The 25,400-nt window shown below is 55.3% G+C and carries 27 protein-coding genes and 1 rRNA gene; 10 read left to right on the forward strand and 18 right to left on the reverse strand.

Annotated features, from left to right (window positions below; all coding sequences use genetic code 11):
* Positions 1-169 precede the first annotated feature (169 nt).
* Positions 170-285 (forward strand): 5S ribosomal RNA (gene rrf, locus DU506_RS17450).
* Between the two features lie 114 nt (positions 286-399).
* On the opposite strand, the gene rnk is transcribed toward rrf, so the two are convergent.
* A complete protein-coding gene (gene rnk / locus DU506_RS17455; protein WP_114488161.1) occupies positions 400-813 on the reverse strand; it encodes a nucleoside diphosphate kinase regulator in 414 nt (137 codons plus the stop codon).
* A 148-nt stretch (positions 814-961) separates the two neighbouring features.
* Entirely contained in the window at positions 962-2,314 is a 1,353-nt protein-coding gene (gene gdhA, locus DU506_RS17460; protein ID WP_114488162.1) for an NADP-specific glutamate dehydrogenase, read from the reverse strand.
* Between the two features lie 323 nt (positions 2,315-2,637).
* On the opposite strand from gdhA, the gene rlmM reads away from it, so the two are divergent.
* Positions 2,638-3,705, forward strand: a complete 1,068-nt coding sequence (rlmM, locus tag DU506_RS17465; RefSeq protein WP_415843710.1) for a 23S rRNA (cytidine(2498)-2'-O)-methyltransferase RlmM — start codon at positions 2,638-2,640, stop codon at positions 3,703-3,705.
* A 27-nt stretch (positions 3,706-3,732) separates the two neighbouring features.
* Here rlmM and DU506_RS17470 read toward each other — a convergent pair whose 3' ends face one another.
* Positions 3,733-4,020: an antibiotic biosynthesis monooxygenase family protein gene (locus DU506_RS17470; protein WP_114488164.1), complete on the reverse strand. Its 288-nt coding sequence runs from the start codon at positions 4,018-4,020 to the stop codon at positions 3,733-3,735.
* A gap of 29 nt (positions 4,021-4,049) precedes the next feature.
* On the opposite strand from DU506_RS17470, the gene tusA reads away from it, so the two are divergent.
* Positions 4,050-4,301 (forward strand): sulfurtransferase TusA, encoded by a 252-nt coding sequence (tusA, locus tag DU506_RS17475; RefSeq protein ID WP_114488165.1) that lies wholly within the window; start codon positions 4,050-4,052, stop codon positions 4,299-4,301.
* Between the two features lie 65 nt (positions 4,302-4,366).
* Here tusA and DU506_RS17480 read toward each other — a convergent pair whose 3' ends face one another.
* The 3 genes from DU506_RS17480 to DU506_RS17490 form a co-directional block, all read right to left on the reverse strand.
* Positions 4,367-5,068 carry a hypothetical protein gene (locus DU506_RS17480; protein WP_114488166.1) on the reverse strand — a complete coding sequence of 234 codons (702 nt, stop codon included), beginning with the start codon at positions 5,066-5,068 and terminating at the stop codon, positions 4,367-4,369.
* A gap of 110 nt (positions 5,069-5,178) precedes the next feature.
* A complete protein-coding gene (locus DU506_RS17485) occupies positions 5,179-6,138 on the reverse strand; it encodes a DUF3080 family protein (protein ID WP_235825747.1) in 960 nt (319 codons plus the stop codon).
* A 59-nt stretch (positions 6,139-6,197) separates the two neighbouring features.
* The gene (locus DU506_RS17490) at positions 6,198-7,625 is read right to left on the reverse strand and encodes an MATE family efflux transporter (RefSeq protein WP_235825749.1); all 1,428 of its coding nucleotides are present in this window, start codon (positions 7,623-7,625) and stop codon (positions 6,198-6,200) included.
* Between the two features lie 179 nt (positions 7,626-7,804).
* Here DU506_RS17490 and DU506_RS17495 point away from each other — a divergent pair, with 179 nt between their 5' ends.
* On the forward strand, positions 7,805-8,380 hold the full coding sequence (locus tag DU506_RS17495) for an elongation factor P hydroxylase (protein ID WP_114488169.1): 576 nt from the start codon (positions 7,805-7,807) through the stop codon (positions 8,378-8,380).
* 148 nt (positions 8,381-8,528) lie between these two features.
* On the opposite strand, the gene DU506_RS17500 is transcribed toward DU506_RS17495, so the two are convergent.
* The 5 genes from DU506_RS17500 to iscB form a co-directional block, all read right to left on the reverse strand.
* Entirely contained in the window at positions 8,529-9,044 is a 516-nt protein-coding gene (locus DU506_RS17500; RefSeq protein ID WP_114488170.1) for a DUF2795 domain-containing protein, read from the reverse strand.
* Positions 9,044-10,039, reverse strand: coding sequence for a DUF2795 domain-containing protein (locus DU506_RS22290; protein WP_235825751.1), 996 nt, complete (start codon positions 10,037-10,039; stop codon positions 9,044-9,046). Before DU506_RS22290 ends, DU506_RS17500 begins: the two co-directional genes overlap by 1 nt.
* 146 nt (positions 10,040-10,185) lie before the next feature.
* Positions 10,186-10,665 (reverse strand): hypothetical protein, encoded by a 480-nt coding sequence (locus tag DU506_RS17510; protein WP_114488171.1) that lies wholly within the window; start codon positions 10,663-10,665, stop codon positions 10,186-10,188.
* Positions 10,658-11,530 (reverse strand): TatD family hydrolase, encoded by an 873-nt coding sequence (locus DU506_RS17515; protein ID WP_114488172.1) that lies wholly within the window; start codon positions 11,528-11,530, stop codon positions 10,658-10,660. The genes DU506_RS17510 and DU506_RS17515 overlap by 8 nt, the downstream gene beginning before the upstream one ends.
* A gap of 211 nt (positions 11,531-11,741) precedes the next feature.
* On the reverse strand, positions 11,742-13,112 hold the full coding sequence (iscB, locus tag DU506_RS17520; RefSeq protein ID WP_114488173.1) for an RNA-guided endonuclease IscB: 1,371 nt from the start codon (positions 13,110-13,112) through the stop codon (positions 11,742-11,744).
* A 71-nt stretch (positions 13,113-13,183) separates the two neighbouring features.
* On the opposite strand from iscB, the gene DU506_RS22585 reads away from it, so the two are divergent.
* On the forward strand, positions 13,184-13,306 hold the full coding sequence (locus tag DU506_RS22585) for a hypothetical protein (RefSeq protein WP_268877339.1): 123 nt from the start codon (positions 13,184-13,186) through the stop codon (positions 13,304-13,306).
* Between the two features lie 72 nt (positions 13,307-13,378).
* Here the strand turns inward: DU506_RS22585 and DU506_RS17525 are convergent, their stop codons facing one another.
* Complete coding sequence (locus DU506_RS17525; RefSeq protein ID WP_235825753.1) at positions 13,379-13,600, reverse strand: AraC family transcriptional regulator; 222 nt, start codon at positions 13,598-13,600, stop codon at positions 13,379-13,381.
* 138 nt (positions 13,601-13,738) lie between these two features.
* On the opposite strand from DU506_RS17525, the gene DU506_RS17530 reads away from it, so the two are divergent.
* Entirely contained in the window at positions 13,739-15,658 is a 1,920-nt protein-coding gene (locus DU506_RS17530; protein WP_114488174.1) for an ATP-binding cassette domain-containing protein, read from the forward strand.
* A gap of 103 nt (positions 15,659-15,761) precedes the next feature.
* On the opposite strand, the gene DU506_RS17535 is transcribed toward DU506_RS17530, so the two are convergent.
* Positions 15,762-16,214 (reverse strand): universal stress protein, encoded by a 453-nt coding sequence (locus DU506_RS17535; RefSeq protein WP_114488175.1) that lies wholly within the window; start codon positions 16,212-16,214, stop codon positions 15,762-15,764.
* A gap of 173 nt (positions 16,215-16,387) precedes the next feature.
* On the opposite strand from DU506_RS17535, the gene DU506_RS17540 reads away from it, so the two are divergent.
* Positions 16,388-16,918 (forward strand): preprotein translocase subunit YajC, encoded by a 531-nt coding sequence (locus DU506_RS17540; RefSeq protein ID WP_114488183.1) that lies wholly within the window; start codon positions 16,388-16,390, stop codon positions 16,916-16,918.
* 27 nt (positions 16,919-16,945) lie between these two features.
* Here the strand turns inward: DU506_RS17540 and slyA are convergent, their stop codons facing one another.
* Together slyA and DU506_RS17550 are read right to left on the reverse strand one after the other, a co-directional pair.
* Positions 16,946-17,389 (reverse strand): transcriptional regulator SlyA, encoded by a 444-nt coding sequence (slyA, locus tag DU506_RS17545; RefSeq protein ID WP_114488176.1) that lies wholly within the window; start codon positions 17,387-17,389, stop codon positions 16,946-16,948.
* A 166-nt stretch (positions 17,390-17,555) separates the two neighbouring features.
* Positions 17,556-18,698, reverse strand: a complete 1,143-nt coding sequence (locus DU506_RS17550; RefSeq protein ID WP_114488177.1) for a DUF5924 family protein — start codon at positions 18,696-18,698, stop codon at positions 17,556-17,558.
* Between the two features lie 192 nt (positions 18,699-18,890).
* On the opposite strand from DU506_RS17550, the gene fadB reads away from it, so the two are divergent.
* Together fadB and fadA are read left to right on the forward strand one after the other, a co-directional pair.
* Positions 18,891-21,056, forward strand: a complete 2,166-nt coding sequence (gene fadB, locus DU506_RS17555) for a fatty acid oxidation complex subunit alpha FadB (protein ID WP_114488178.1) — start codon at positions 18,891-18,893, stop codon at positions 21,054-21,056.
* Between the two features lie 26 nt (positions 21,057-21,082).
* Positions 21,083-22,261 (forward strand): acetyl-CoA C-acyltransferase FadA, encoded by a 1,179-nt coding sequence (gene fadA, locus DU506_RS17560; protein ID WP_114488179.1) that lies wholly within the window; start codon positions 21,083-21,085, stop codon positions 22,259-22,261.
* A gap of 80 nt (positions 22,262-22,341) precedes the next feature.
* On the opposite strand, the gene DU506_RS17565 is transcribed toward fadA, so the two are convergent.
* The 3 genes from DU506_RS17565 to tnpA all read right to left on the reverse strand — a co-directional run bounded on the left by DU506_RS17565 (position 22,342) and on the right by tnpA (position 24,614).
* Positions 22,342-22,803, reverse strand: coding sequence for a flavodoxin family protein (locus DU506_RS17565; RefSeq protein WP_114488180.1), 462 nt, complete (start codon positions 22,801-22,803; stop codon positions 22,342-22,344).
* A 44-nt stretch (positions 22,804-22,847) separates the two neighbouring features.
* On the reverse strand, positions 22,848-23,978 hold the full coding sequence (locus tag DU506_RS17570; protein ID WP_235825756.1) for a histone deacetylase family protein: 1,131 nt from the start codon (positions 23,976-23,978) through the stop codon (positions 22,848-22,850).
* A gap of 219 nt (positions 23,979-24,197) precedes the next feature.
* On the reverse strand, positions 24,198-24,614 hold the full coding sequence (gene tnpA / locus DU506_RS17575; RefSeq protein ID WP_114488181.1) for an IS200/IS605 family transposase: 417 nt from the start codon (positions 24,612-24,614) through the stop codon (positions 24,198-24,200).
* Positions 24,615-24,670: 56 nt separating this feature from the next.
* Here tnpA and DU506_RS17580 point away from each other — a divergent pair.
* Positions 24,671-25,400: hypothetical protein (locus DU506_RS17580; protein ID WP_220254439.1), on the forward strand; the 730-nt coding region annotated here is incomplete at its 3' end.

Raw genomic sequence — 25,400 nt, forward strand, 5'->3', positions numbered from 1 at the left:
GCTGGTTGATAGGCACGGTGTGGAAGCGCTGCAAGGCGTTGAGCTAACGTGTACTAATGGCCCGTGAGGCTTGACCCTATAACACCCAAGGGGTCTGATCGCAGGACAACAGACAATCAGCCCGTCGCCCAGGCGACGCGCCATCCGCATGATAGACATTAAAGTTTTGCCTGACGACCATAGCGTCCGGGAACCACCTGATCCCTTGCCGAACTCAGTCGTGAAACCGTTCCGCGCCGATGGTAGTGTGGGGTCTCCCCATGCGAGAGTAGGTCATCGTCAGGCACCTATTCGAAAAAAATCCCCCGAGGCTAATCGCCCCGGGGGATTTTTTTTTGCCCGGAAAACAGGCAAAAATACCCCGCGATATAACCGGCGGGGTAGTGGCAATTGATATGCTTAGCGGTGGAATTGTTTTTCGCGTTCAGGCTGCCAGAAGATAGCATCGATGCGTAATCGAGCTTCACCATTATTAGGCAAAGGCCAGTCGATAATATCTCCGACTTTAAGGCCGATGAGGCCTGCGCCGATAGGAGCCATGACTGAAATCCCGTCTTTTACCTTGTCCATGGCATGAGGATAGACCAGCGTCCTGATCATTTGTCGACCGCGTATAAGGTCTGTGAATTGTAGCTGGCTATTCATGCTGACGACGTTTTCAGGGATATCTTTTGGGTCAACCACTTCTCCCCGCGCGAGTTCAACTTCAAGTAACTCAGCTACCGCCAAATCTTTTTCAGAGGCTTCATCAATCAAGCACTGTAAGCGTTCGGCATCGAGTCGATTAATAAGAATAGGCGGGCGATATCCCATGCTGTTCTCCTTGGAATATAAAGTTCAAGCTTTTAAGATTAATAAATGTTAAATAGACGGTTTTTCCATACCAATAAAAACAGTCCTCCCCAACAAGCAGGAAGGACTGTTATACTTTTAGTGTACCCTAATCAGGGATAGAAGGCGATTAAGTGATGCCTTGCTCAATCATGGCGTCCGCCACTCTTCGGAACCCGGCAATATTAGCGCCAAGCACTAAGTTGGTGGGCTTGCCAAATTCTTTAGCGGTTTCCGCGCATTGCTGATGGATATTGGTCATGATTGCCTTCAGCTTCTCATCCACTTTTTCAAGCGGCCACTGTTCCATACTGCTATTTTGGGCCATCTCCAGCTGGCTGGTCGCAACACCCCCGGCATTTGCGGCTTTTCCAGGGCCATAGGCAATTCTAGCGTCAAGAAAGCGATCCACGGCATTCGCAGTAGAGGGCATATTGGCGCCTTCGCTAATGCAATTGATGCCATTGCCTAAAAGAGTCTCAGCATCGGCGTCCGTGAGCTCGTTTTGAGTGGCGCACGGGAAGGCGGCATCAGCCTTAAGGCGCCATACAGCATGCCCATCCTGCGGGTACTCTGATACAGGGATGTAACTAGCCTGAGGATGCTGCTCCAGGTACTGTTCAAGCGAAGCGCGCTTGACTTCTTTCAGCTCCTTTAGTAGCGCAAGGTCAATGCCGGTGTGGTCAACGATAGTGCCGCGAGAGTCAGAGCAAGTAATAGGTTTGGCACCCAGCTCATAAAGCTTTTCAATGGTATAAATGGCTACATTGCCTGCTCCTGATACTAAACAGGTTTTGCCCTCGAGACTTGTGCCGTGCTCTGCGAGCATGTTCTGCGCGAAGTAGACGGCCCCATAGCCCGTTGCCTCTTTGCGTCCAAGAGAGCCACCCCAGGTTAGGCCTTTGCCGGTGAGTACGCCTTCGTAACGGCCGGTGATTCGTTTGTACTGGCCGTATAGGTAACCGATCTCACGTGCGCCAACGCCAATGTCGCCAGCAGGGACGTCAGTTGTGGGGCCGATGTGACGATAGAGCTCGGTCATGAAGGCTTGGCAGAAGCGCATGATCTCGCCGTCGGACTTTCCCTTCGGGTCAAAATCGGAGCCGCCTTTGCCGCCACCGATAGGTAGGCCAGTCAGCGCATTCTTGAAGATTTGTTCAAAACCTAAAAATTTGATCGTGCCTGACGTGACGCTGGCGTGAAAGCGCAAGCCGCCTTTGTACGGGCCGAGGGCTGAGTTGAACTGGACGCGATACCCTTTGTTGACACGAACTTTGCCCTCATCATCGGTCCAGCAGATGCGGAACATAATTTGTCGCTCGGGTTCGACAATACGTTCAATGATGCCATGGTCATGATAATAAGAACTACCCTCAAGAACAGGGCGTAAGCACTCTAAAACTTCTTCTGCCGCTTGATAAAACTCACTTTGCGCAGGGCTGCTTTGTTTCAAACGAGTCAGAGTGTCGTGTACGTAGGGCATAGCCTTGTTTACCATTTAGTTTAATTAAAATAATTTTTTGTGCTGGGAAAATTTGATATCCCTTATTTAACGGCTGTTATGTGGTGTATGCATACCCCATGTTTCCTGTAATAGTTGAGATAAATCGTTTAAATAAGACTAAAGGCGCATGCTTTAATCCTTCAGCTATTAATATTAAATATTGCTGTTAAACGATATTTAAACGAAATTGAGATGCCGTCAATCACAAGAGGGACATGTTATGATGTGCCCGCGCAATTAGCGCCCATCTACAAATGGCGAGCTGAGCGGTTCGTCTGATCGACGCGGAAATGAGGTGGCAGGTGAATCAAACCGTTCCAGCAACGTGGTTAGTGTATTGTCGCCCAGGCTTTGAAGCGGATGCTGCTGCTGAGCTTGCCCATCGGGCGGAGCAAGTCGGTTATTCCGGTACCATGCACCAAGGGGATGGATGGGTCAGCCTCGAATTGCCGGAAGGGGAGCCGGTAAATGTGCTGCATCGGGAAGTTCCGTTCGATTCCTTGGTGTTTGCTCGCCAAAGTCTTGTGGCGCTACCGGCATTGATGCTGTCTCGTGAAGACCGCCTTACTCCGATTATCGAGCAGGTCGTAAAAAGTGGTTGGAGTTTTGAAGAGGTATGGCATGAAACGCCTGACACCAACGAAGGGAAGTCGCTCTCGCGATTGATTAAAGCTTTAACGCGACCTTTAGAAAGCACCTTGAAAAAGCGTGGTGCCTTGCGGCGTAAAGCCGGGGGGCGACGCCTGCACCTTTTTTGGCTGGATGGAGACTGTGTCCAATTAGGGATGACATTTCCGGGAAACCGCAGTGAATTGCTTGGTGGGATTCGTCGGCTACGTTTTCCATCGCGAGCGCCTAGCCGTTCGACCCTTAAGCTTGAAGAAGCCTGGCATGAATTCGTACCACGTGATGAGTGGGACTTGCGCCTGGGTGATCACATGCAGGCAGCTGACCTTGGGGCGGCGCCGGGTGGTTGGACTTGGCAGTTGGTACAGCGTGGCATGTACGTGTATGCCATCGACAATGGCCCGATGGAAAAATCCTTGATGGCTAGTGGTCAGGTGGAACATCTTCGCGAAGATGGTTTTACTTGGGAGCCGCCTCGTCGACTGGATTGGCTGGTGTGCGATATCGTGGACAAGCCGGTACGCGTATTGGCCATGGTAGAGCGCTGGCTGATACGGCGTTGGTGCCGTGAGGCTGTGTTTAATTTGAAACTACCCATGAAAAAACGCTGGGAAGAAGTGACTCGTTGCCTTACTCACCTTGAATCATCCATGGCAAGTGCCGGCGTACGAGCCAAGATTCAGTGTCGGCAACTCTATCATGACCGAGAAGAAGTGACGGTTCATGTCCGTTTGCTTGAGTAATCTCATGCGGTTGTTGAGCGATGGATGTCAGTAACTGGCTTCGTAGATACGAATGGATTCTTCTTCAGTGAGCAATGGCAGAATGCGCTGCATCGCCATGGATCGTGCTTCACTGGTATACCATTCTTTCCAGGCGCGCATATCGCGCCATTTGGTAATCATGAGCCGATGATCATTACGGCCGCGCTCGACCAGGCTTTCCCCCCCAACGAAGCCGCGAGCACCTAGAGAGACGCGCATGGCTTCGCGGGCGGCTTGCTCGTATTCTTCTTCCAGGCCGGGCATGATGCGGCGTTCAATAATGATCTTTATCATTTTTCTAGCTCCCTACACCGAGGAAATCGATGGCTGAAAACATGGAATCCCTACCGGCTCATGACGAGCTGCTAGACACTACCGGCCTGTACTGTCCAGAACCGATCATGATGATGCATGGCAAAGTACGTGACATGCAGCCGGGTCAGGTGCTCAAGGTGGTGGCAACGGATCCAGCTACGACGCGGGATGTACCCAAATTTTGCCAATTTTTAGGCCATGACCTGCTATATCAGCAGGCCTTGGCCAATGAATACTTGTATTTTATCCGGTTAGGATGAAATTGTGCAGCCCGGAAGACAAAGATCGGTCGGCGTGTCGCGGTTAGGCTCACCGATGCTGTGTCTTATTCGCTAGGGTCATCAAGCACCATGAGTGCCAAGGCATCCAATGTTGCGGGATCTTCTTCCATGATGCGGTTGGCAATATGCCGTTGGAAGAAATAAAGCATCTGATGGCGGGACCTTCCGCAATAGAGACAGGCATCTCCCAAGAGGACCGGTGACATGGTTATCTGGGCGTCATCGGCTAGAAGCGCCTCGATACTACCGTCGCTATAGAGACACCACCCATACACCGGTTTGATTTGCCACGGCGTCTGGGGTTGGTTCATGCACAAGGCATGTGTTCCCAAGGTGTCGGGGAGCTGTTGAATCAGCGTTACTTCGCTGGCTTCTTCATAGTCGAAGTAATCAGCGGCGGCGGAGAGCTCCAGCATTTTGTGCTCAGGTGGCGTATCGAATATTTCTTCAGTTTCCGGGTCGCGGTAGCCAATGAAACACCCATCTTCATTGTTATTGAGCTGCTGGCAGGGGGTCAATGATTCCATCCAGGGAACCAGACCCACGATTTCCCCATCTTCGCGCAGGCCCCAAGCAAGAATAGGCATGCCGTAACAAGTGTCAGGCCTGGCGTTCAATTGATATACCATCTCCAGCCCGTCTAGCTCCGGCGCCAGGCGTACCAAGCGCTTTCGAGCATGCTGCCGCTGACGTATGGTTTCCAGGTCGATGACCTGGGCAGAACGGGGTGACGGGGATGCGCCCATGATTCCCTCCTGGTGCTGCGTGGCCATGACATTGGCAAGGCATGCTTAAGATGCGCTTACCGCATAATTCACCAATAGCACAGCCAGCGCATAAGGTTAAGTCCCCTCCGTTACTTATTTCGTGATTGACAGCGAGAGAAATGCGCGCGTGTTTCCTGATGCTGCTTGCGGGCCAGCTGAAAGGCCGCCCAAGGCGCCGATTCACTATTCAGCGAAAGCCAGCGTTGACGGTAATCCCTCAGGGCTTTGGGGGGTGTGACAGGATGAGCGTTGAAGAGTGTATTGACTGCTTTCAGCCATTCCCGACTATGTTCGGCAAGGGAGTCGAGCCCGCTCGCATCCCAGGACGTCAAGCAGGTGCTGTGTTTATCGCCATGTTGTTCAAGGTAATCGGTGCCTTCCTCTAGGCGCTGCGTTGCCAATAGCAGAGCACGCATGATTTCTGCACTGAGCGGGCGTTGTTGCAGTGTTTGCAAATGCCCCTCCAGGGTGGATGAATCTTGCCCCCATTGGCGATCGAATTGATGCAGGATCATGCGGTGCAAATACGTCACAGCCTCCAGGTGAGCGGAAGTAGCTCCCAGTTCTTCGGGGTCGATGGCATGGCTGGCACGTGAGAAACTGCCTTCCCATTCACTGGAATCGAACAGCGTATTCCAGCTCACCAAAGGAAGTTGTTGTGTCTTGTGTAGCGTCAGACGATGCAGGCGAGAGCGATCTTCTTCACTCAAGGTGTCGGGTATTGCTGTATTCCAGCAACCACTGAGACGTTGCCATAGTTCGCGCTCGTAGAGCCAACGCTGGCTGGGAGGTGCCATGCGCCCCAGTTGATTGTTACGTGCGGCCACCAGAGAAGTGATACGACACTCTCGCAACGCATAGACGTTGGGTAGGCTTTCTCGCGTTTCGGCAATGCTAAACAGACGTGCCTTCCGTGAAGGAAATGCTCCGATGTTGCTTGGTGTGTGCCGTTCCAGAGGTGGGCCCTGTAAGTCCTCGACCAATTGTTGATGGTAGGCCTCCCAAGGAACTTCAGCACCCGACTCGCTACATCCAGCTAATAACCCCATTCCTATGGCGACTAAGCCGAACGCAGCGTATCGTCGGAAAAGAACAAGCGCAGAAGTCTTCATAAGCGTATAGCTCGTTGGCTGATGTGCTGCAAACGCAGGCCGAGCAGCAAGGCTGCTGTGCTTAACCCAGCGATCAATCCAATCCAGTAACCATGCACGCCCAATGGTAGGAATAGGCCGTTGATGCCATGAATGCCCAGCCAATGGCCGCCCATAAGCCCCACGAACCAGTAGGAAAAAAGTGTAATCAGCATCACGATACGCGTGTCCTTGTAACCACGCAGGGCCCCCGCAAGATTGGCTTGTAGAGAATCGGAAACCTGATACAGCACAGCCAAGGCGATCAGTGACAATGCCATGGTCTTAACTTCGTCATTATTGGTGTAAAGCTCAATCACTGGCTCGGCGGTTAACCATAGCAAGGTACTGTTCAATGCCGCTACTACCAAGCTGATCAAGATACCGTTCCAGGCTACCAGGCGTGCCATGTTCGGGCGCGCTTGCCCCAATGTATTACCCACCCTTACCGTCAATGCCATGCTCAATGACATGGGGAGCATGAATAGAATCGTAGTGTAGTTCAGGGCCACTTGATGGGCGGCAACCGTGACTTCGCCCAGGCTGGCAATGAACAAGGCGATCAAGGTGAACAGAGTGACCTCGACGAAAATTGATACCCCGATGGGAACCCCCACCGTCAGAAGCTCACGCATACTTGCCCAATGCGGAAGGCTGAAACGTCGCCACAAGGAAACATCGCCGTAGGCGTGGCTTTTACTGGTATACAGCGCCATGGTGATAGCCATCATCCACATGGAGAACGCGGTGGCGATCCCGCAACCCAAAGCGCCGAGGGCGGGAAGTGCTTCTAGGTTGGCTGGCAGGACGTCGCCAAACAGAGCGGTTAATCCGTCCCCTCCGTAAATCAGCACATAATTACTGGGAATGTTGACTGCCAAACCCACTAAGCTGATCCATAGTGCCGGACGCGTATGGTTCATGCCGTCTGAAAAGGCACGAAGCGCCTGAAACAGGGCGATGCCCGGCATGCCGAACGCCACTGCTGCCAGATAAGCCGCCGACTGCTCCGCCACTTGAAGAGGAACGTTCATCAAGTGAAATATTGGCATGACCGCTTGCCATAATATAACGGCGGAGACAATGCCCATGGCCAGTGCGACCCATAAGGCCTGTTGCACGGCAGGGCGCACGTTAGCGGTACGTTGTCCGCCGAGAAAGTGCGCAACGATCGGAGTAAGCCCCATCAATGTACCGGTCATGAACAACATCAAAGGCATCCACAGGCTTGAGCCTACCGAGACAGCTGCCAAAGCCGTGGCACTTTGGCGTCCGGTCATCATTACATCCACCACACTCATGCCCGCCTGGGCGAGCTGTGCTCCGCAAATCGGTAGTGCCAGCTGTATTAACGAGTATGTCTCGCGCCTGCGGTTAGCGCGTAAATCGCCAAAAAATGAGCCCAAACAATCTCTCCAGAATGGTGTGATGACCTGACAAAGCAGGCTCATATTAGCAGGAGGTATTTTTCTATGCTTGTTTGCCCCTTATTCCCGCTGATTGTGCCGAGTATAATGACGTTTAGCTTTGTTGTTTCACCGCTAATACAATCCTTGTGACAGACTGTTGATCTAAGAGAGGTAGGGTGAGTTATCAGGAAATTCGTTGGTCACTGACAGACCTTGTTGCATTGTTCGACGGCTTGTTTGCCGAGCGCTTCAACACTCGGCTGATACGCGGTGCAGAGGAGCCGCTTTATCGGCCAGCAGATGACGGCCATACCTATCATCAGGTGATTTTCGCTCGTGGCTTTTACGCCAGTGCCCTGCATGAAATCAGTCACTGGTGCATTGCCGGGAAACACCGCCGTAAGCTCGAAGATTACGGCTACTGGTATTTGCCGGACGGACGTGATGCTGAACAGCAAATCGCTTTTGAGAACGCCGAGATTGCTCCTCAGGCATTAGAGTACCTGTTTACCCAAGCTTGCGGACGGCCTTTTCATGTCAGCGTCGATAATCTAGGCGGCGATACGCAAGTGGATCGTGACGGCTTTCAGAAGCGCGTCATGGCTCGCGTAGAGCGCTATGAACGTGAAGGCTTGCCCCTTCGCGCCAAAGTCTTTCGTGATGCCTTGAACGCTTACTATCAACAGGGGCTGGCGCGTGAAACCGCAATCGCTCAAGGGCTTGATAGGCTGCTGCGTACGCGACTATGTTGAGATTTCTATCAGAGGCGGGTATGCGTGTCCCCTCGTACGGGGAAGTGGGCTGGTACATCGACGGTATACTGCAGATCGCAAGGTAGGGCGAGTTCTCCTTTGACCCGATAGAGCTCGCCTTCTGATCTGGCGCTCAAAGTATTAGCCTTCACTTCACCTTTTCCAACTCCTTGGTGACATCAGCCATGCTGTGATAGCTGTGGTCGCCGAACTGCTTCAGCGTCTGCATTTCCTGCTCACTGGCGCCCGAGCGTGCGTGGTCCATGAGCTGTTGACGATCGGCCGGAAAGCGCATGCCCGAGAACAGGCTGGCGAAGCGCGCCGCAGAGGGCGCCTGCATGGCACGCTCGCCGCCGGTCTTGCTTGGCTGGTTGTCGGGTGCCTTCTCGTGGGTGCGCAACTCGCCAAAAGCACGCGCGACTTCGGCGGCGTCGCGATACTCATCGTCCGGTAGCTGCTTAATGATGGCGCGCACTTCCTGCTCATCGCCGCTCAGCGTATCGATCAGCTCGCTGCGTGTTTTCGGAAACTCAACTCCTTTCAGGGCTTTCTCGATATCAGCGGCAGATACTGCCTGTTTGGGGTGAGAGGTCAGCATATGCCGCTCGTAGCGGGACTTCTGCTCGAACTCGGCACCGCATATCTCGCAAGTGAACTGTGCCATCAGCGTATCTCCCCAACTGCTTTCTGGACATCCGCCATCGTCTCGTACTGCCGGCTGGGAAAGTCGTTCAGTACCTCGACGACGTCGTGCTCGGCATGATTAGCTTTGGCTTGTTTGATTAAGTCATCCTTGCTGCAGGGGAAATCGGTCCCCTTGAGCGCCTTGGCAATGCCTGCTGCCGATGCCGTATCAGTGGCCGCCTTGCCGCCACGCTTGCCGCCCTTGCTGCGATCGCCCTCGGGTGGCTTGGCTTCTGGCTGCATCTGCGGTTCCGTGAGCGTGCCGCCCTCCAGTGCTTCGGTGGGCCAGTCGCGCTTCTTCAGCCCTAGGGTCTCGAACAGGGCTGCCTTGCCGCTGATAGATACCTGCTCCTCGCTCAGTTCGTCATGCGCGCCGATGAGCAGCAACTGAGTACTCTCGTAGTCGAGCAGCTTGCCATCATCGACATCGATCCAGCGCTTGTCGGCGAACTTATCCTGAAGGCACTTGGGGTAGTCAGGCTTGGAATCCGGAAAGCCGGGCACATCGAGAGAAGGGTTGCGTACCGAAATGATATAACTCGCCTCGGCAAGGATGCCTAGCTCCGCCTGCGCCTTGCCGGGTTTGTCCGGGTTGGAAAGTCGGTAGGCCAGCCGCGAGCTGCTGTCACGCACAAAGATTACGTAGCGTCCTTCGCCAGCAGGAATGGCCTCGCCCTGTTCCTGCTCGCCGCGGGTCTTGGTCTGGTATTCGAGCGGGGCCAGCGCCTCGCCGATTTCCTTTGGCTTACCCGTCATGTCGTTCATCATCCACTCGCGTGCGGTGGATTTTGGCTTGCCATGGGTGATTTCCGGCAGCCGTTTTTTACCCACGATGAACAGCCGGGCGCTATCTTCGTCGTCCGGTGCCAGTACCAAGTGCAGGCGCTGGACATCGTCTAGGTTCCGGACCGTTTGGGTATCGACCTTGGGTCGGTAGAAGAAATAGATATCTCCCTTCTCAACATAATCCGTCATGTGTCACCTCCTGAACAAGAATGGCTGCGTCGTTAAGACTGGGCGGTCTCCAAAGCCATGTCTTTAAAACATAGCCTACTTGTTGGCTAGCAGAGGTTTTTCCGACGTGCAAATGCAAACGTATCCTGGCTGTGCATTGATGACGTCTATTGGTCTTTTGCCAGCCGCTGATGGAGGTTGAGCATGACTTCAATTTCATGTTCAGAACGCATCGGTTCAAGGCCGAGTTCACTGAAAACTTCACCTCGGCTACGCTGCCATTCGCCTGGGGATATATCGGCATAAAGGGTTTCAGCTGGCGCCAGCTCGACAAAAGGATCTATTCCATAAAGATCGAACAGGCGTGTCAGTGCCACTTCGTCTTCAAAATTGTCGCTGGTGTAGAGGGTGTCGGAGAAATGGTCGTTTTCCATCTCGCGGATCACGTCCAGCGGGCTGACGCCGAGGCTCTCCAGCTCTTCCATACTGTAGCCGCCCAGGGCGTTCATGTCGCCTTCCAGCCAACTGTCATCGGGTTGAATCAAGGTGTGCTTGATGCGTCCATCGGGCAATGACCAGGCAATGGCAATCGGTAAGCCGTTTTCGTCACCGGTTTCAATGGCAATAAATCCCGGGTAATCAGCCATTTTGAGGCTCCTTGATGACAGGCAATCGAAAGAAAGCCGTGGCGGTTTGCGTGGTAGCGGCGGCCAGCGCCTGTTCACTGATGTCGCGCCAGTAGGCAATCTCGTGCACGATCCAGGGCAGCAGAGCGGGCTCGTGACGTCGGCCCTTGAGTTTTGCCGGCAAGTTGCGCGGTAGCAGGTAAGGACAATCGGTTTCCACCATCAATCGATCCAGTGGAATATCGCTCACCAGCTCGCGTAAGTGATGCCCGCGACGTTCATCACACAACCAGCCGGTCAGGCCGATATGCAGGTCAAGGTCCCGGTAGCGGTAAAGCGTCTCCCTGTCGGCGGTGAAGCAATGAATCACCGCCTGGGAAATGTCGTCGCGCCAAGCATGCAGGATGTCATGCATGCGTTTGCCGGCGTCACGTTCATGGATGAACAACGGCAAGCCACTTTCCGCAGCGAGCCCGAGCTGTGCTTCAAAAGCCCGCTCCTGAGCCTCGGGAGAGGAAAAGTTACGGTTGAAATCCAGCCCGCACTCGCCAACTGCCACCACTTCCGGCTCTGTATAGAGTGCCGCCATGGCGCGTGCCATGTTGTTATCCCAGCGGCTGGCATCATGTGGGTGAACGCCAGCGGTGGCATACACCCCAGGATGGCGGCGCGCCAACTCGATGGCCTGTTCCGCATGCTCAAGGTCGGTGCCGGTCACGATCAAGGTGCCCACATTGGCTGCTCGGGCCCGCTGCAGCACGGCGTCCATGTCTCGGGTGAAGCTTTCGTGAGTCAGGTTGGCGCCGATATCGACAAGCGGAGCTGGCGCGCGAAATCGTAGCGCTTCGGGCAATACGTCATCAAAACAATCAGCCGGCTCGGCCACGGTAAACTCCTGTTGGTAACAGAGGACTCATTGTACCCGGGGCGATCAGCCTACGGCTATTGGCGGGTTCAGGAAGTGGTGAAGGTCGTGCGGGTGAGACTGGGTCGCAGTTTTTCTTCATCGTTTTGCGCGGGAAACCCGGTTGCTTTAGCGCCGGGAGGGATAGCGCGTCGTGCGCCGCACGACTCGGGGTTCCCTGTCCGCGCCTCCTTTAGTGTTGAATGGTGGGTAGTGGGTGGTAGCCGTAGCCATCACCGCGTTGCAGCAGAGTGCAGTGGCGCCAGGAAATACCCTGGACCGCGCCTTGTTCGGTCTGAATATTGAAACTGCCGGTCTTGCGAATCGCCACGCGCCCTGTATGTGTCCCGGCCTTCTTGCCGCTGGGCACCACCGCCCTGACCCTATCGCCGGTCTGAAAGCCCTGCACTTGCTTCTGCCGCATCAAATAGCCCCGTGGGAAGCCGTACTTGTCGAGGCGCGTGCGCTGGTAGCTGCCACGGCCCATGGCCTTGATGACTAGGGTGGGTACCCGCCAGCCTTTCAGGGTATCGAACTTGCCGACGCAGGCGGCATCCAGGGCATGGGTCTTGGGAATGCCCAGCCGCTGACGGTTGTACTTGGTGCGACCACCACTGCCCACGGCGACGGGCAGGCCAGTGGCTTTCATGATGCCAAACAGCGTCCAGCGCGTGGCGTTGACAGCAGTGGCGTCCCGCAGTGGCAACTTGAGCTGGCGCTGGACGCGCTCAAGCCGAACGGTGGCCGACAGGCCATTAGCCTTCAATCGTTTCTTGAGTCCCTTGTCGGCAGCAAAGAAATTAACAAGCCACTGGTTGTCCTTGGCCTGGTTGCACTCATGGCAGGCGATGGTCAAATTGCTCACCCGGCTAGAGCCGTCCCGAGATTTCGCTACCACATGCTCGATCTCCAGCGGTGTATCACTGGTGCCGCAATAGGCACACTCACGCCCCCATTTTTCGAGCAGGTATTCACGCACCTCATAGCCAAACAAGGTGCCTTGCTGGTACTCGACCCCGGAAATCTCGGGGTTTTCCATCGTCTGTAAATCGAAGCGCACCAGCTCCATGCTCAGGTGCGTGACCGGTGCCCAGCGGCACAGTTTGTCCACCCAAGCCATGGTGGTATCGACCCGGTGTTGCAGGCTGGGTGGTAGCCAGCCCTTCTTGCGCGTGCGGTTATCAAAACGCGGCTGACGATAACGCAGATTCTTGCTGCGACGACGGCTGCGAAAACCGGCACGTTGCTCCAAGGCTTGGCGAATCTGGAAGCCCCGATGCACCAACTGAAACAGGCAAAGCACATGGCGGGTTGCCGGTGCCTTTTCTTCCGTTGCGTTGTTTTCCAGCCGCATCAGCGCCAGGCCGGTTTCCTTGCTGCCCGGATCAATGCCCAGCAACGTCGGCTGCAAGGCGCAGTCACTCAGGCACCGATCCCGCAACCGGATCACGAAAGGCGTCAGGTTCACCACCACCGCCCGACCACGTTCCAGCAATAGCCGTGCGCGTTTTTCGCTACACGGCATCAACGGCTGCTTGTTCTTTCCCAATACGAACACCGCCATGCGATCTCCTTCTTCAATAGAACCCTTACGGGCCTGGTGACGCAGGTCTTCCAACCTGTCTCCCCTCGGGAATGTCTGCAACCGGCTCCTACCTTGCGGTAGCGACCAGAACCTTCGGCGCTTTACCTTTCACCAGCGTGATCCTGATCTTCCAGAGCGCCGAACTGAGCGAAGCATTCGGCGGTGGGTCTTGACGACCTATTGCAAACGTAGCGGGTTGGCTACCGCTTTCCCTGGTCAACCGGGCTTGCTTTCACAANTTGCTTTCACAAGCCTCGTCCTTTAGGGCGAGGTAGTTGACCATCCAGCGCTTCCACCAGTAAACGGTACAGCTTGGCGAACTGTTCCACCGTGACTCGCCCATGAGGCGCTTCGAGTAGAAATGGGGATATACCCGCACGTTTCAGGTAGGTCACCTGAGTCTGAGGCGTTCTGGGTAACCCTCGAAACAGCTCATTGACGAAATGCATGGAAACCGTAACCGTCACTGGAAGGTCTCTTGTGGTTGGCGGAGCGGATATGGGGAAGCTATCGTTATCCTCGACGTTATCACGCTGGTTTACACCCCACCACCTGAGCCCCGGCATGCGTTACACTATGCGCATTGAAAACCGGGAGGATACTGCGTGACCTTGCTACGACTGGAACAGCTTCAACTCGCCTATGGCACCCATGTACTGCTAAACCGCGCCGACTTGACGGTGGAAAAGGGCGAGCGGCTGGGGCTAGTCGGGCGCAACGGTACCGGCAAATCCACTTTGCTGAAGTTGGTGGCGGGCGAAATCCTGCCTGACGAAGGCATGATCTGGCGAGCCCCCGGGTTGAAGATCGGGGTGCTGGCTCAGGAACTACCCGAGTCATCCGGCATGACCATCTTTGATGTGGTCGCCCAGGGTTTGCCGGAGGCGGGTGAGATATTGGCCGAGTACAATCATCTGATCCATCAGGATGAGCCGGACATGAACCGCATGGCGACGCTGCAGACTCGTCTGGAAGCCATTGACGGCTGGTCGTTTCACCAGCGCATCGACGTTATCCTGACCCGTCTGGGATTGCCGCCTGAAGCTGAAATGAACGCGCTTTCGGGTGGCTGGCGGCGTCGCGTGGCACTGGCCCGCGCTCTGGTTGCCGAGCCGGACCTGCTATTGCTGGATGAGCCCACCAACCACTTGGACTTGGACACCATCGCCTGGCTTGAAGAGCAATTATTGGCGTTCAATGGTGCGGTGTTGTTGATCACCCACGACCGTACCTTCCTGTCCAAGCTGGCTACCAACATCCTTGAGCTTGATCGAGGCAAGCTGGGGCGCTATCCAGGCAGTTATGTCGAATATCAGGAGCGCAAGCAACACGAGCTGGAAGTTGAGGCTCGGGAACATGCGCTGTTTGACAAGAAACTGGCCCAGGAAGAAGTCTGGATTCGCCAAGGGGTCAAGGCGCGGCGTACCCGTAACGAAGGCCGGGTGCGGGAGCTTGAGCAGATGCGCATGGAACGTAGTCAGCGCCGTGAACGCCAGGGCCAGGCTAATCTGGTGGTGGATAGCGGTGAGCGCACCGGCAAGCGTGTGGTGGAACTCAAGGGGGTCACTCAGCGCTTCGGCGAAGAAACCATTATCGACAATCTCAGCCTGGAAATTCAACGCGGCGACCGGATCGGCTTTCTGGGGCGCAATGGCGCGGGCAAGACCACGCTGCTCAAGATCCTTCTGGGCCAACTGGAGCCCACCGAAGGCGAAGTGCGCCTGGGTACCAACCTGAAGGTGGCGTACTTCGATCAACTGCGGGCGGGGCTGGAGCCGAACAAGACCGTCTACGACAATGTTGCTCAAGGCAGCGATAGGGTCACGGTGGGGGGCAAGGATCGCCACGTAATGAGTTACCTGCAGGATTTTCTGTTTACCCCGGAGCGGGTTCGTCAGCCGGTCAAGGCGCTGTCCGGTGGTGAATCCAACCGCTTGTTGCTAGCCAAGCTGTTTACCCAGCCGGCCAACGTCCTGGTACTCGATGAGCCAACCAACGATCTGGACATGGAAACCCTGGAGCTGCTCGAAGAGTTACTACTGGATTTCGACGGTACTTTATTGCTGGTTTCCCACGACCGGGCGTTCATGGATAACGTCGTGACCAGTATTCTGGCGTTTGAGGGTGAGGGTTGTGTGCGTGAATACGTGGGCGGTTACACCGATTGGGTGCGTCAGGGCGGCACATTACCCCCCGCGCCTTGGGAAGGCGCCGCTCGTCAGAATACCGAGCCGACCTCAGTGCCAGAGCCTGCTGCCAAAAAACCCCAGGCAGCGGCACCGGCGAAAAAAGCCGTCAAGCTTTCTTACAAGTTACAGCGTGAGCTGGATAGTTTGCCTTTGGAGATTGAACGTCTGGAAGGCGAGATACAGGCAATGGAGCAGAACATTGCTGACCCTGCGTTTTACCAGCAGGATAGCGAGACGGTAACCATCACCTTGCAAAAGCTGAGTGAAAGCCAGAATGCGCTGGAAGCTGTCATGGAGCGCTGGATGGAGCTGGAGGCAATGGCGGCGGGTGAATAAGGTGCCTAATAAGGGATAAGGCGCCTAATCAAGAGAAAAGCCTGACAGCAAAAAGGCGCCGCCAGGCGCCTTCGAGTCTGTAAAGAATCACCTGGCTGAAATGCTACTCTTCGCTTTTTTCGCCTTTCTTGCCGACTCGCACGGCCAGTACGTCACACTCGGCACCGTGAAGTACCCCAGTGGAAGTGGAGCCTAGCAGGAGAGCAAAACCGTGACGGCCATGAGAGCCGACGACGATAAGGTCCACGTCGTGCTCCTCGGCGAATCGATGAATTTCGGTGTCCGGCATACCCACGACGACATGCTGATCCTGGCTGGGGATATGGGGCTCGGCGATTTCCGCTAACCGTTTCTTGGCATGGTCATCCAGTTGATCCTGGATGCTGGTAAGGTCCATGGGGATGTCGCCGCCATAGGCGAACCCCAAGGGTTCCAAGGTATGCATGATGGAAATCTTGGCGTTCTCGTTGCGCTCGGCGATACCAATGGCACGTTCAAGCACTTTATGAGAATCCTTGGTCAGATCCACTGCGACCAGAATATGGTGATAGCTCATGACACATCTCCTCAGGGGAACGAAGGTAGAACACTAGCTGAAAGCTTTCTTTTCCTTCAGGTTTTCTTTTACTTTAGGCGTGTTGAGGATATGTAACAACGACCTGCGTCAGATTTTATCGTATTCCAGAGAAAACGTTGGATAAACGCTACCAAGGCAATGGGGAAAATAAAATGGAATGGTTCATCATCGTTTTTATCTTGATGATGGTTGCGGCGCCGGTGATGTGGCTCAAGCCCAGCCCCCGCCAGAAGCGTCTGGTGCATTTGCGCAATACGCTGCGCCAACATGGGGTTACCATCAAGATGGAAAAGCCGCCGTTACATGACTTCAAAGGTACGATGCCTGCCTATTGTTGGAAGTATCCCGAGCAGGCGCCGGGCCCGGATTTTGTCCTGGTACGTGAGACTCATGCCAGCGAAGCATTGGAGGTTTATTTGCCTGGCTGGCGCTGGCGTGTTGCACCGCTGCGCCCCTTGCCTGAGCAGGCGGAACGACATCTTGTCGCCTTGCTGGAGCGTTTGCCCCAGGATGTCGTTATCGTCGAGTCGAATCGCTCAGCCTTGACGATTTGGTGGTGGGAATCGCAAGGGGCCGAGCGTTTCCTGAAGTATCTTGACGACTTTCAAGCGCTGCGGGATGCGCTGGCAGGTCATAGTGACCAACCCCGCCCCGCCAGCCCCGACAAACCTTTAGATACTTGAATTAATTCCGGGTAAAAAACATTTCTTTCAGGAGGATGCTTCTCGGGTTTGGATGGCCATGCCGTTTTCTTCAATGCGTGCAAGCCAAGTGTTCAGTTGCTCGATATCCTCATCCGCCAGCCCCGCCAGCATCTCCTTGCGTGCCTCTGCGGCCACGCTGTCAATCTGCTCGAGCAACGGTGTGGCCGCTTCGGTTAGATACACGCGCTTGGTGCGGCGATCATGTTCGCAGCTGCGTCGCTGCACCAAACCCTGCGCTTCCAGTTGGCTCAGGGTTCGCACCAGTGAAGGGGCCTCCACGCCGATGGCACGCGCCAGTTCACACTGAGGCTGGCCGTCACCCATGCGTCCAAGATGGTACAGCGTTACCCAGCGAGTTTGCGTCAACCCCAGTGGTGCCAGTCGACGATCGAGAATCGAGCGCCAAAGGTGAGGAAGACGAGCAAGTCTGAAGCCGATGTTTGAAGCCATAGGTCACGTTACGCCGAATAATAATGGTAAAAAATGACAGCGGCATTATAAGCCGAGTTCCAGGAGCTGTCAGTGTGCCGAAAATACGCCAGGCTTATCGTGAGCGAGCGCAATGAAAGCACTAAAACCCTGTGCGGGAAGTGTCATGTAAGCCTTCGTGGCTTGACTAGTCGTCCACTGAGAAGGATTGGCCAGGAACAAAATGCTTCAGGTTCAGCTTGCTAAGCCCCGTTCGCTTAATCTGGCCGTCCGCGACAGTGGCTTTTTGGGAGTCATCCGAAATGGTAAAGCTTACTAACCCGATACGTTGGCCGCTATTGGTCATGATATCGACTCGCCATTCACCTTCGGATGCTTCGGGAAAGTTTTGCTTGTGGCTCCAGGCACGATATCCCTGTTCTCGTCCCCCGGCAATGACCAGCTCCACTCGGTCGATCACTGCATTTTCATGGCGCCATTCATGAATGATGGTTTCACTCAATCCACGTGGCGCACGAATGGCGCTATACACATACAAGCCGTGTTGACTGAGATTTTCCGGCGTCAGGACGATGCTGCCCTGTGGTTCACGCCGTTCGACATCAAAGGAGGGTGACAGTGCACTGGCGGTTATCCATAGGCCGGTAGGTGGCACCCAGATACGCCCCATCCAGGCGCCTCCCGCCAAGAGCAGGGTTAAACAGAAAAGTATCACCCCCTGCAGAGTAGAGCGGTCTCTAAGTAATTGAAGAAAGGTGGGGAGGGTAACGGTCACCATGGCAAGCAACGCCAGTTTCAGGCTCAGCCCGGTACTCAGCTGAAACATTATCGGTAGCGTTACCAGCACCACCAGAAACACGCAGTGGGCATGAAAGACAAAATAAAGGCTGCGAAAGCGCCCGGCGAGGCGAAAATACAGTGGATCAAGGATGGAAAGCAACGCCATGCCCGCCACCATTAGAGTGAACACTACCTGGCCGCTGCTCCATACCGTGGTGACCAGCACGAACGGTAAAGTAAAAAACAACGTTTCCTGATGAACCATCTGACTGATAAACGCGGTTATTCCTTGCGGCAGGCTCGCATGCCCCCGGCGAACCAGAAAGCGCCTGATCATACTTTCCAGCAGCAGCAGCACCCAGGTAAGCAGTAGGCCTAATGCCAGGATGGCTCCCAGCCATTGCTGGCGATCCACCAGAAAAAAACTGCCTAAACCTGCACAAAAGGCCATGGGCGGCCATAACCAGCGCCATGGCTTAAGGTGTTGAACGAACCATTCGACACCCTGTTGGAAACGCTGAAGCGGGGTGACGTTGGGGGAAACGAGCATGATTGACCAACGCCTTGTTTGAAGTGAAAAGTGATCCTAACAGCCCGAACGCTTTCTGAGGTGAGCTAATACAAGATGTTTTGTCGATTAGGTCCATTTCAGGGCTTGACGTTCTTGCTCGTCTCGACCAAGCTATCTTAATCAAACGACCGTATGAATGTGTGGCCAGTATGAATTTGTGGAGAATCGCGGATGATCTATCAAGGTAATGCCATTACGGTGGCTCGTGGTGCTGGAAACAGTAGCGATGATATCGCCACGCTCACCTTCGACTTGAAAAATGAGTCGATCAACAAGCTCTCAAGCGCAGTGGTGGCAGAGCTGGGCGAAGCGGTGCAAGCGCTGCAAGATGAAAAGAGCCTCAAGGGCTTGGTAATCGCAAGCGCCAAGGACGTGTTTATCGTGGGCGCCGATATCACCGAATTCCATGGTCTGTTCGACAAGGGTGAAGACTACCTGGTCGAAATGAACCTCAAGGTTCATGATATTTTCAACGCGATCGAAGACCTTCCATTTCCCACCGTGACGGCTATCAACGGCTTGGCGCTGGGTGGTGGTTGTGAAGTGGTGCTGACCACCGATTTTCGCGTGATGAGTGAATCCGCCAAGATCGGTCTGCCGGAAACCAAATTAGGTATCCTGCCGGGCTGGGGCGGATGCGTACGCCTGCCGAGACTGATTGGGGCTGATAATGCCATCGAGTGGATTGCCGGTGGTATCGAAAATAAGGCACCCGCAGCGCTGAAGATGGGTGCTGTGGATGCAGTGGTGCCTGCTGACCAGTTGGAAGCCGCGGCACTCGACATTCTGGCGCGTGCCGATAGCGGCGAACTCGACTACCAAACCCGCCGTGACGAGAAGAAGCAGCCTCTCAAGCTTAACCCCATCGAACAGATGATGGCGTTCGAGACCGCCAAAGGGTATGTGGCAGGTAAGGCAGGCCCGCATTACCCGGCACCAGTCGAAGCGATCAAGGTAATCCAGAAGGGCGCCGGGGAACAACGCAGCCGCGCTCAGGCGATCGAAGCTAAAGCCTTTGCCAAGCTGGCGCTGAGCGATGTGGCCTTCAATCTGGTCGGCCTGTTCATGAGCGATCAGTTGGTCAAGAAGAAGGCGGGAAAATACGAGAAACAGGCCCAGTCCCTCGCCCTGACCGGGGTGTTGGGGGCAGGCACCATGGGCGGCGGCATTGCTTACCAGAGCGCTTCCAAGGGGACGCCGATCTTGATGAAGGATATCAAGGAAGAGGCGCTGGAAGCTGGATTGAAGGAAGCCCGTAAGCTATTCACCAAGCAGGTCGAGCGCAAGAAACTCACACCCCAGAAGATGGCCGAACAGCTTTCCAGTATTCGGCCCACGCTTTCCTATGGCGATTTCGGCGATGTCGACCTGATCATCGAAGCCGTGGTCGAGAATCCCAAGGTCAAGGGGAATGTGCTGAGCGAAGTGGAAGGCCAGGTCAAGGAAAGCGCTATTCTGACCTCCAATACCTCGACCATTTCAATCACTCGGCTGGCGGAAAACCTGAAGCGGCCTGAAAATTTCTGTGGCATGCACTTCTTCAATCCGGTACACCGCATGCCGCTGGTGGAAGTGATCCGTGGCGAAAAGACCTCTGATGCGGCCGTCGCCGCTACCGTGGCGTACGCCCGCGCCATGGGTAAAACCCCCATTGTGGTCAACGACTGCCCGGGATTTTTGGTCAATCGAGTGTTGTTTCCTTATTTCGGCGGCTTCAACCTGCTGGTCGAGCAAGGGGCTGATTTCCAGCGTGTCGATAAGGTGATGGAAAAGTTCGGCTGGCCCATGGGCCCGGCTTATTTACTGGATGTGGTGGGCATGGATATCGCCATGCATGCCGGTGAGGTAATGGCCGAAGGCTTTCCGGAGCGCATGTCGCGCGATGACAAGACCATTATCCAAATCATGGTCGATAACGAGCGCCTGGGGCAGAAGAACGCCAAGGGTTTCTACGCCTACGAGGAAGACAAGAAGGGTAAGCCGAAAAAGGTCAGCGATGACGCGGCCAACGCCCTGGTCAAGCAGGTCGTGAAAGCGGAAAAGGAATTCTCCGATGATGACATCATCGCCCGGATGATGGTGCCGCTATGTCTGGAGACTGTGCGCTGCCTGGAAGACGGAATCGTTGATTCCCCGGCGGAAGCGGATATGGCCTTGATCTATGGCATCGGCTTCCCGCCGTTCCGCGGTGGTGCTCTGCGCTATATCGATGCGTTGGGGATTGCCGAGTTCGTCAAGCTGGCCGAGAGCCTGGCCGAAGAACTCGGCCCGCTCTATGCGCCGACCGATAAGTTGCGCCAGATGGCCGATTCCGGCGAACGTTTTTATTCCGCCTAATCCACCGCGACCAGGAGAAAGCAAAGATGAGTTTGAATCCCAGAGATATCGTGGTGGTCGATTGTGTCCGTACCGCCATGGCAAAAGCTAAAAACGGCGCTTTCCGTAATGTGCGCGCGGAAAACCTGTCTGCGGCCGTCATGCAGTCGCTGTTTACACGCAATCCCAATCTCGACCCGTCCGAAGTCGACGATGTGATTTGGGGCTGTGTCAACCAGACCCTCGAGCAAGGCTATAACATCGCGCGTAACGCCGCGATCATGACCGGCATTCCGCATAGCGTGCCGGCACAAACGGTCAACCGCCTGTGTGGCTCCTCGATGAGTGCATTGCATATTGCCGCTGCCAATATCAAGGCGGGCATGGGCGATTTCTATATCATCGGCGGCGTCGAGCATATGGAACATGTCTCCATGATGCACGGCGTGGACATCAACCCCTCGGCCAGCAAGCATGTTGCCAAGGCTGCGATGATGATGGGCCTTACCGCTGAGTTGCTGGGCAAGATGAACGGCGTCTCGCGGGAGGAACAGGACAAGTTCGGTGTTCGCTCCCATCAGCGGGCGCAGGCGGCGATGGAAAAAGGCTACTTCGATAACGAGATCATTGGGGTCGAAGGGCATGACCAGCGTGGCTACAAGGTCATGTTCAAGCAGGACGAAGTCATTCGGCCTGATTCCAGCCTGGAATCCATGGCTAACCTCAAGCCGGTGTTCGACCCCCGTAACGGTACCGTGACCGCCGGCACCTCCTCGGCACTTTCCGTAGGCGCCTCGGGCATGGCGGTGATGAGCTACGAGCGCGCTCAAGCGTTGGGTCTGGAGCCGATTGCGCGGGTGCTTTCCACCGGCGTGGCAGGCTGTGATGCTTCCATCATGGGCTACGGCCCGGTGCCGGCCTCCAAGAAGGCGCTCAAGGCAGCCGGTTTGACCAGCGATGATATCCAGACCGTCGAACTCAACGAAGCCTTTGCCGCTCAAGGGATTCCGGTACTCAAGGACCTCGGCTTCCTGGATGCACTGGACGACAAGGTCAATCTCAATGGCGGCGCGATTGCCTTGGGTCATCCGTTGGGCTGTTCTGGTTCGCGCATCTGCACCACCTTGCTCAATGTGATGCAGCAGCGTGATACCACCTTAGGGCTGGCCACCATGTGTATCGGTATGGGCCAAGGGGTCGCTACGGTGTTTGAACGCTTGAAATAACCCAGCGTACGATAAACACCTTGCCAATCGACCAGCCTGCCCGGGGTTAATCTCACGGGGAGGCTGGCTTTCTTGGCTATTTAGAAAATCCCGCTTTCCAAGCCCGCCGCCAGATATAGCCCCAACTCCTCGACTTCCTCCACGAAGCTTTCCTGCCATTCACCGCGCAGGATCAACGGTTCTTGAGCCCACTTCCAGCGCAAGCCAGTGACGATACTTTGCACCGCCCGTTGGGTGCCGGTGCCATCACGACCTGCACGAATGTAGAGCGCGCATGGCAAGCCTTGTTTTTCCTCCAGAACTGGGTAGAAGACCCGGTCGAAAAAGTCTTTCAATGCCCCGCTCATGTAGCCGAGGTTTTCGGGGGTGCCGAGAAGGATTGCATCGCAGGCCATCACATCCTCCGGTCCGGCTTCCAGCGGCGGCTTGACGATGACCTCCATTGCCTCGATATCCGGGTGGCTCGCCCCACGCTCCGCAGCCTCGCGCAGTTTCAGGGTGTTGAGAGAGGGCGCATGAGCCACTATCAGTAATCTTTTCATACGCGAGAAATCCCATCCTTTCGCAGTACATTTATCTTGGACTCTCAGTGGGCGGGCTTCTCAGGAGGCGCCGGTGTCTCGGGGCTGATGAAAGCATCGCGATGGAAGGCCGCAGCGGTTTCGACTTCCGCCACGCCGCTAATGCCGGGTTCGGGCGGAGTTTGGCCGGCAAGTACCGAAAGCACCGCTCTTGTGCCTTTCGCCAGCGATTCCAGGTTGTAGCCTCCTTCAAGAACAAATACCAGGCGACCATCGCAATGGCGTTGAGCCAATTGTTGCAGAATACCGGTCATCGCCCCGAAGCCTTCATAGGAAACGTTCAGTGCCAGGTCGTGCCAATGGGGGTCAAAGCCGGCAGATACCAGTATCAGATCCGGTTGAAACGCCTCAGCCGCTGGGGTCAATATTTCGTGGAAGGCTTTGAGATACGCCTGATCTCCGGACCCTGCCGGCAGGGGTACGTTGATGGTCGTACCTTCGCCCAGGCCGGCGCCGATATCTTCAAGCCGCCCGGAGCCGGGATAGAAGGGGGCCGCACGATGAATGTCGAAGAACATGACATCCGGGTCGGCCCAGAAAATTTCCTGGGTACCGTTGCCGTGATGAGCATCCCAGTCCACGATCAAGACGCGCTTGCAATCCAGCGCTTCCTTGGCGTGTGCAGCGGCCACCGCGACATTATTGAATAGGCAAAAGCCGCGGGCTCGAACCGGTTCGGCATGGTGTCCCGGTGGTCTTGTCAGAGCGAAGGCGCTGCGTGTACGCCCCTGTACCACAGCTTCAACGGCTGCAATGGCGGTGCCGGCCGCAACTTCGGCGGCCTCGATACTGCCGGGGGATACCGCTGTGGTATCGACATCTAGCCATGTATTGGTTCCGCGTAATTGGAAGATGTCGTGTAGATAAGATGTAGTGTGTACGCGGGCCAGTTGTTCGCGTGTGGCTGCACGGCCACCTTCAAAGCAGAGCCCCGGAACCGGTTCACTGTTCAGCAGGTTGAGAATGGCAGTCAAGCGTCCGGGATGTTCCGGATATTTCCAGGGCACGCCGAGCCCGGAAAGTAGTAGTCGGATGCGTCGATCCATGCGCTCGTTCAGAAAATCGGCTTCGATATTCGGCTCATGGTCCAGCATGCGTTGATCGTAGAAAGCGATGACTTGGTTAATATCGGCCACTGTCGAGGCTCCTCGATAACTAACAACTCGATATCTGACAAAAAGGCGTGAAACGAAAAGTCACGCATACAAACTAGCTTGATTACAGCATAGCCTTTATTGCTTTCAGGTTGACAGTAACGTTGACACTCCCTGGATGATCATCGACTCTTTTAACATTTCGCGCGGAATTCCACGTCCAAGCCACGCATTGGGCGTGGATGGATAGCGCGCCGTCCGTCAGGACGGCCTGGTCTGGTTCTGGATGTAGCGCTTGATGATCTCCGTGTTCGCACCATCGCCCACGCTGAGCATGCAGTACGACCGGGACCAGAAGCGCCCGCCCCAGAGCTGTGTCTTGATGGTTTCCCAATGGTCTTTCCTGATCCGCCGGCTCGTCACGGTCTTGATGCTGTTGACCAGCTTGGCTGGCATGACGGAGGGGTGAAGTTCCAGCAGGATATGGACATGATCCGTTTCACCCGAAAATTCCAGCACCCCCACGTCGGACATCTCGCAAACGCGGCGGATGTGTATTTCCAGGTCCTCCATGATCGCCGATGTAATCACCTCTCGCCGATAAGCGGTCACTAACACTAAATGGCATTTTAGATTAAAAACACAATGTGGGTGTGATCTTGACTTAGTCTTTGACATTGACACTAATCTCCTTTGCCACTAATGTTAGTTCAATCGTCACAGGGGAGCAATCCATGCCTGTCCGTCGCGTCGAACGCATCATGATCCGCCCTGGTCACGCCAACTACCTGGCCTGCCATCGGTATTGTTCCGCCGCGAGAAAAGTGGCGAACGCCACGCTCTTTCACATGCGCCAGGCGCTGTTCGCCGAGACACCGATCAGTGCCAGCCAGGCCGACAAGCGGCTGAAGAAAGAGCACAAGGACGTTTATCAATTGCTCCCTTCGGCGGGGTCTCAGCGGATGACGCAGATAGTCGGCGATGCCTGGAAAAGCTGGCTCGCGGCGAAAGACGATTTCAAGATCAACCCCCACAAGTACAAGGCACGCCCGAGAATTCCCGGTTACTCGAAGGGCGCACGCACCTATGTCGTCAATCGCAATGGCTATAAAATAGTCGACGGCATGATCCACTTGAGCGGCGCCAAGGCAGTTGGCTTCCAGCCGGTCAAGACCACGGTTTGTCAGCATCAAGCGTTCAACGAAAAGGCGGACAAGGCGGTTGTCACCGACATCCGAATCGTTCCACTGGGCACATCGTTCTGCATTGAAGTCGGCTATGAAAAGGAGGCTACCCCCACCACCTTGCTTGACATGCGTCGTGCATTTTCCATTGATATCGGTATCGACAACCTTGTAGCTCTCGTCTCCAATCAGCCGGACTATCGTCCTGTTCTGATCAAGGGCAAGGTGATCAAGTCGATCAATGCCATGTACAACAAGAACAAGGCCGGCCTCGCCAAGA

Source organism: Vreelandella rituensis, assembly GCF_003336665.1.
In the GTDB taxonomy this organism is placed as follows: Bacteria; Pseudomonadota; Gammaproteobacteria; order Pseudomonadales; family Halomonadaceae; genus Vreelandella; species Vreelandella rituensis.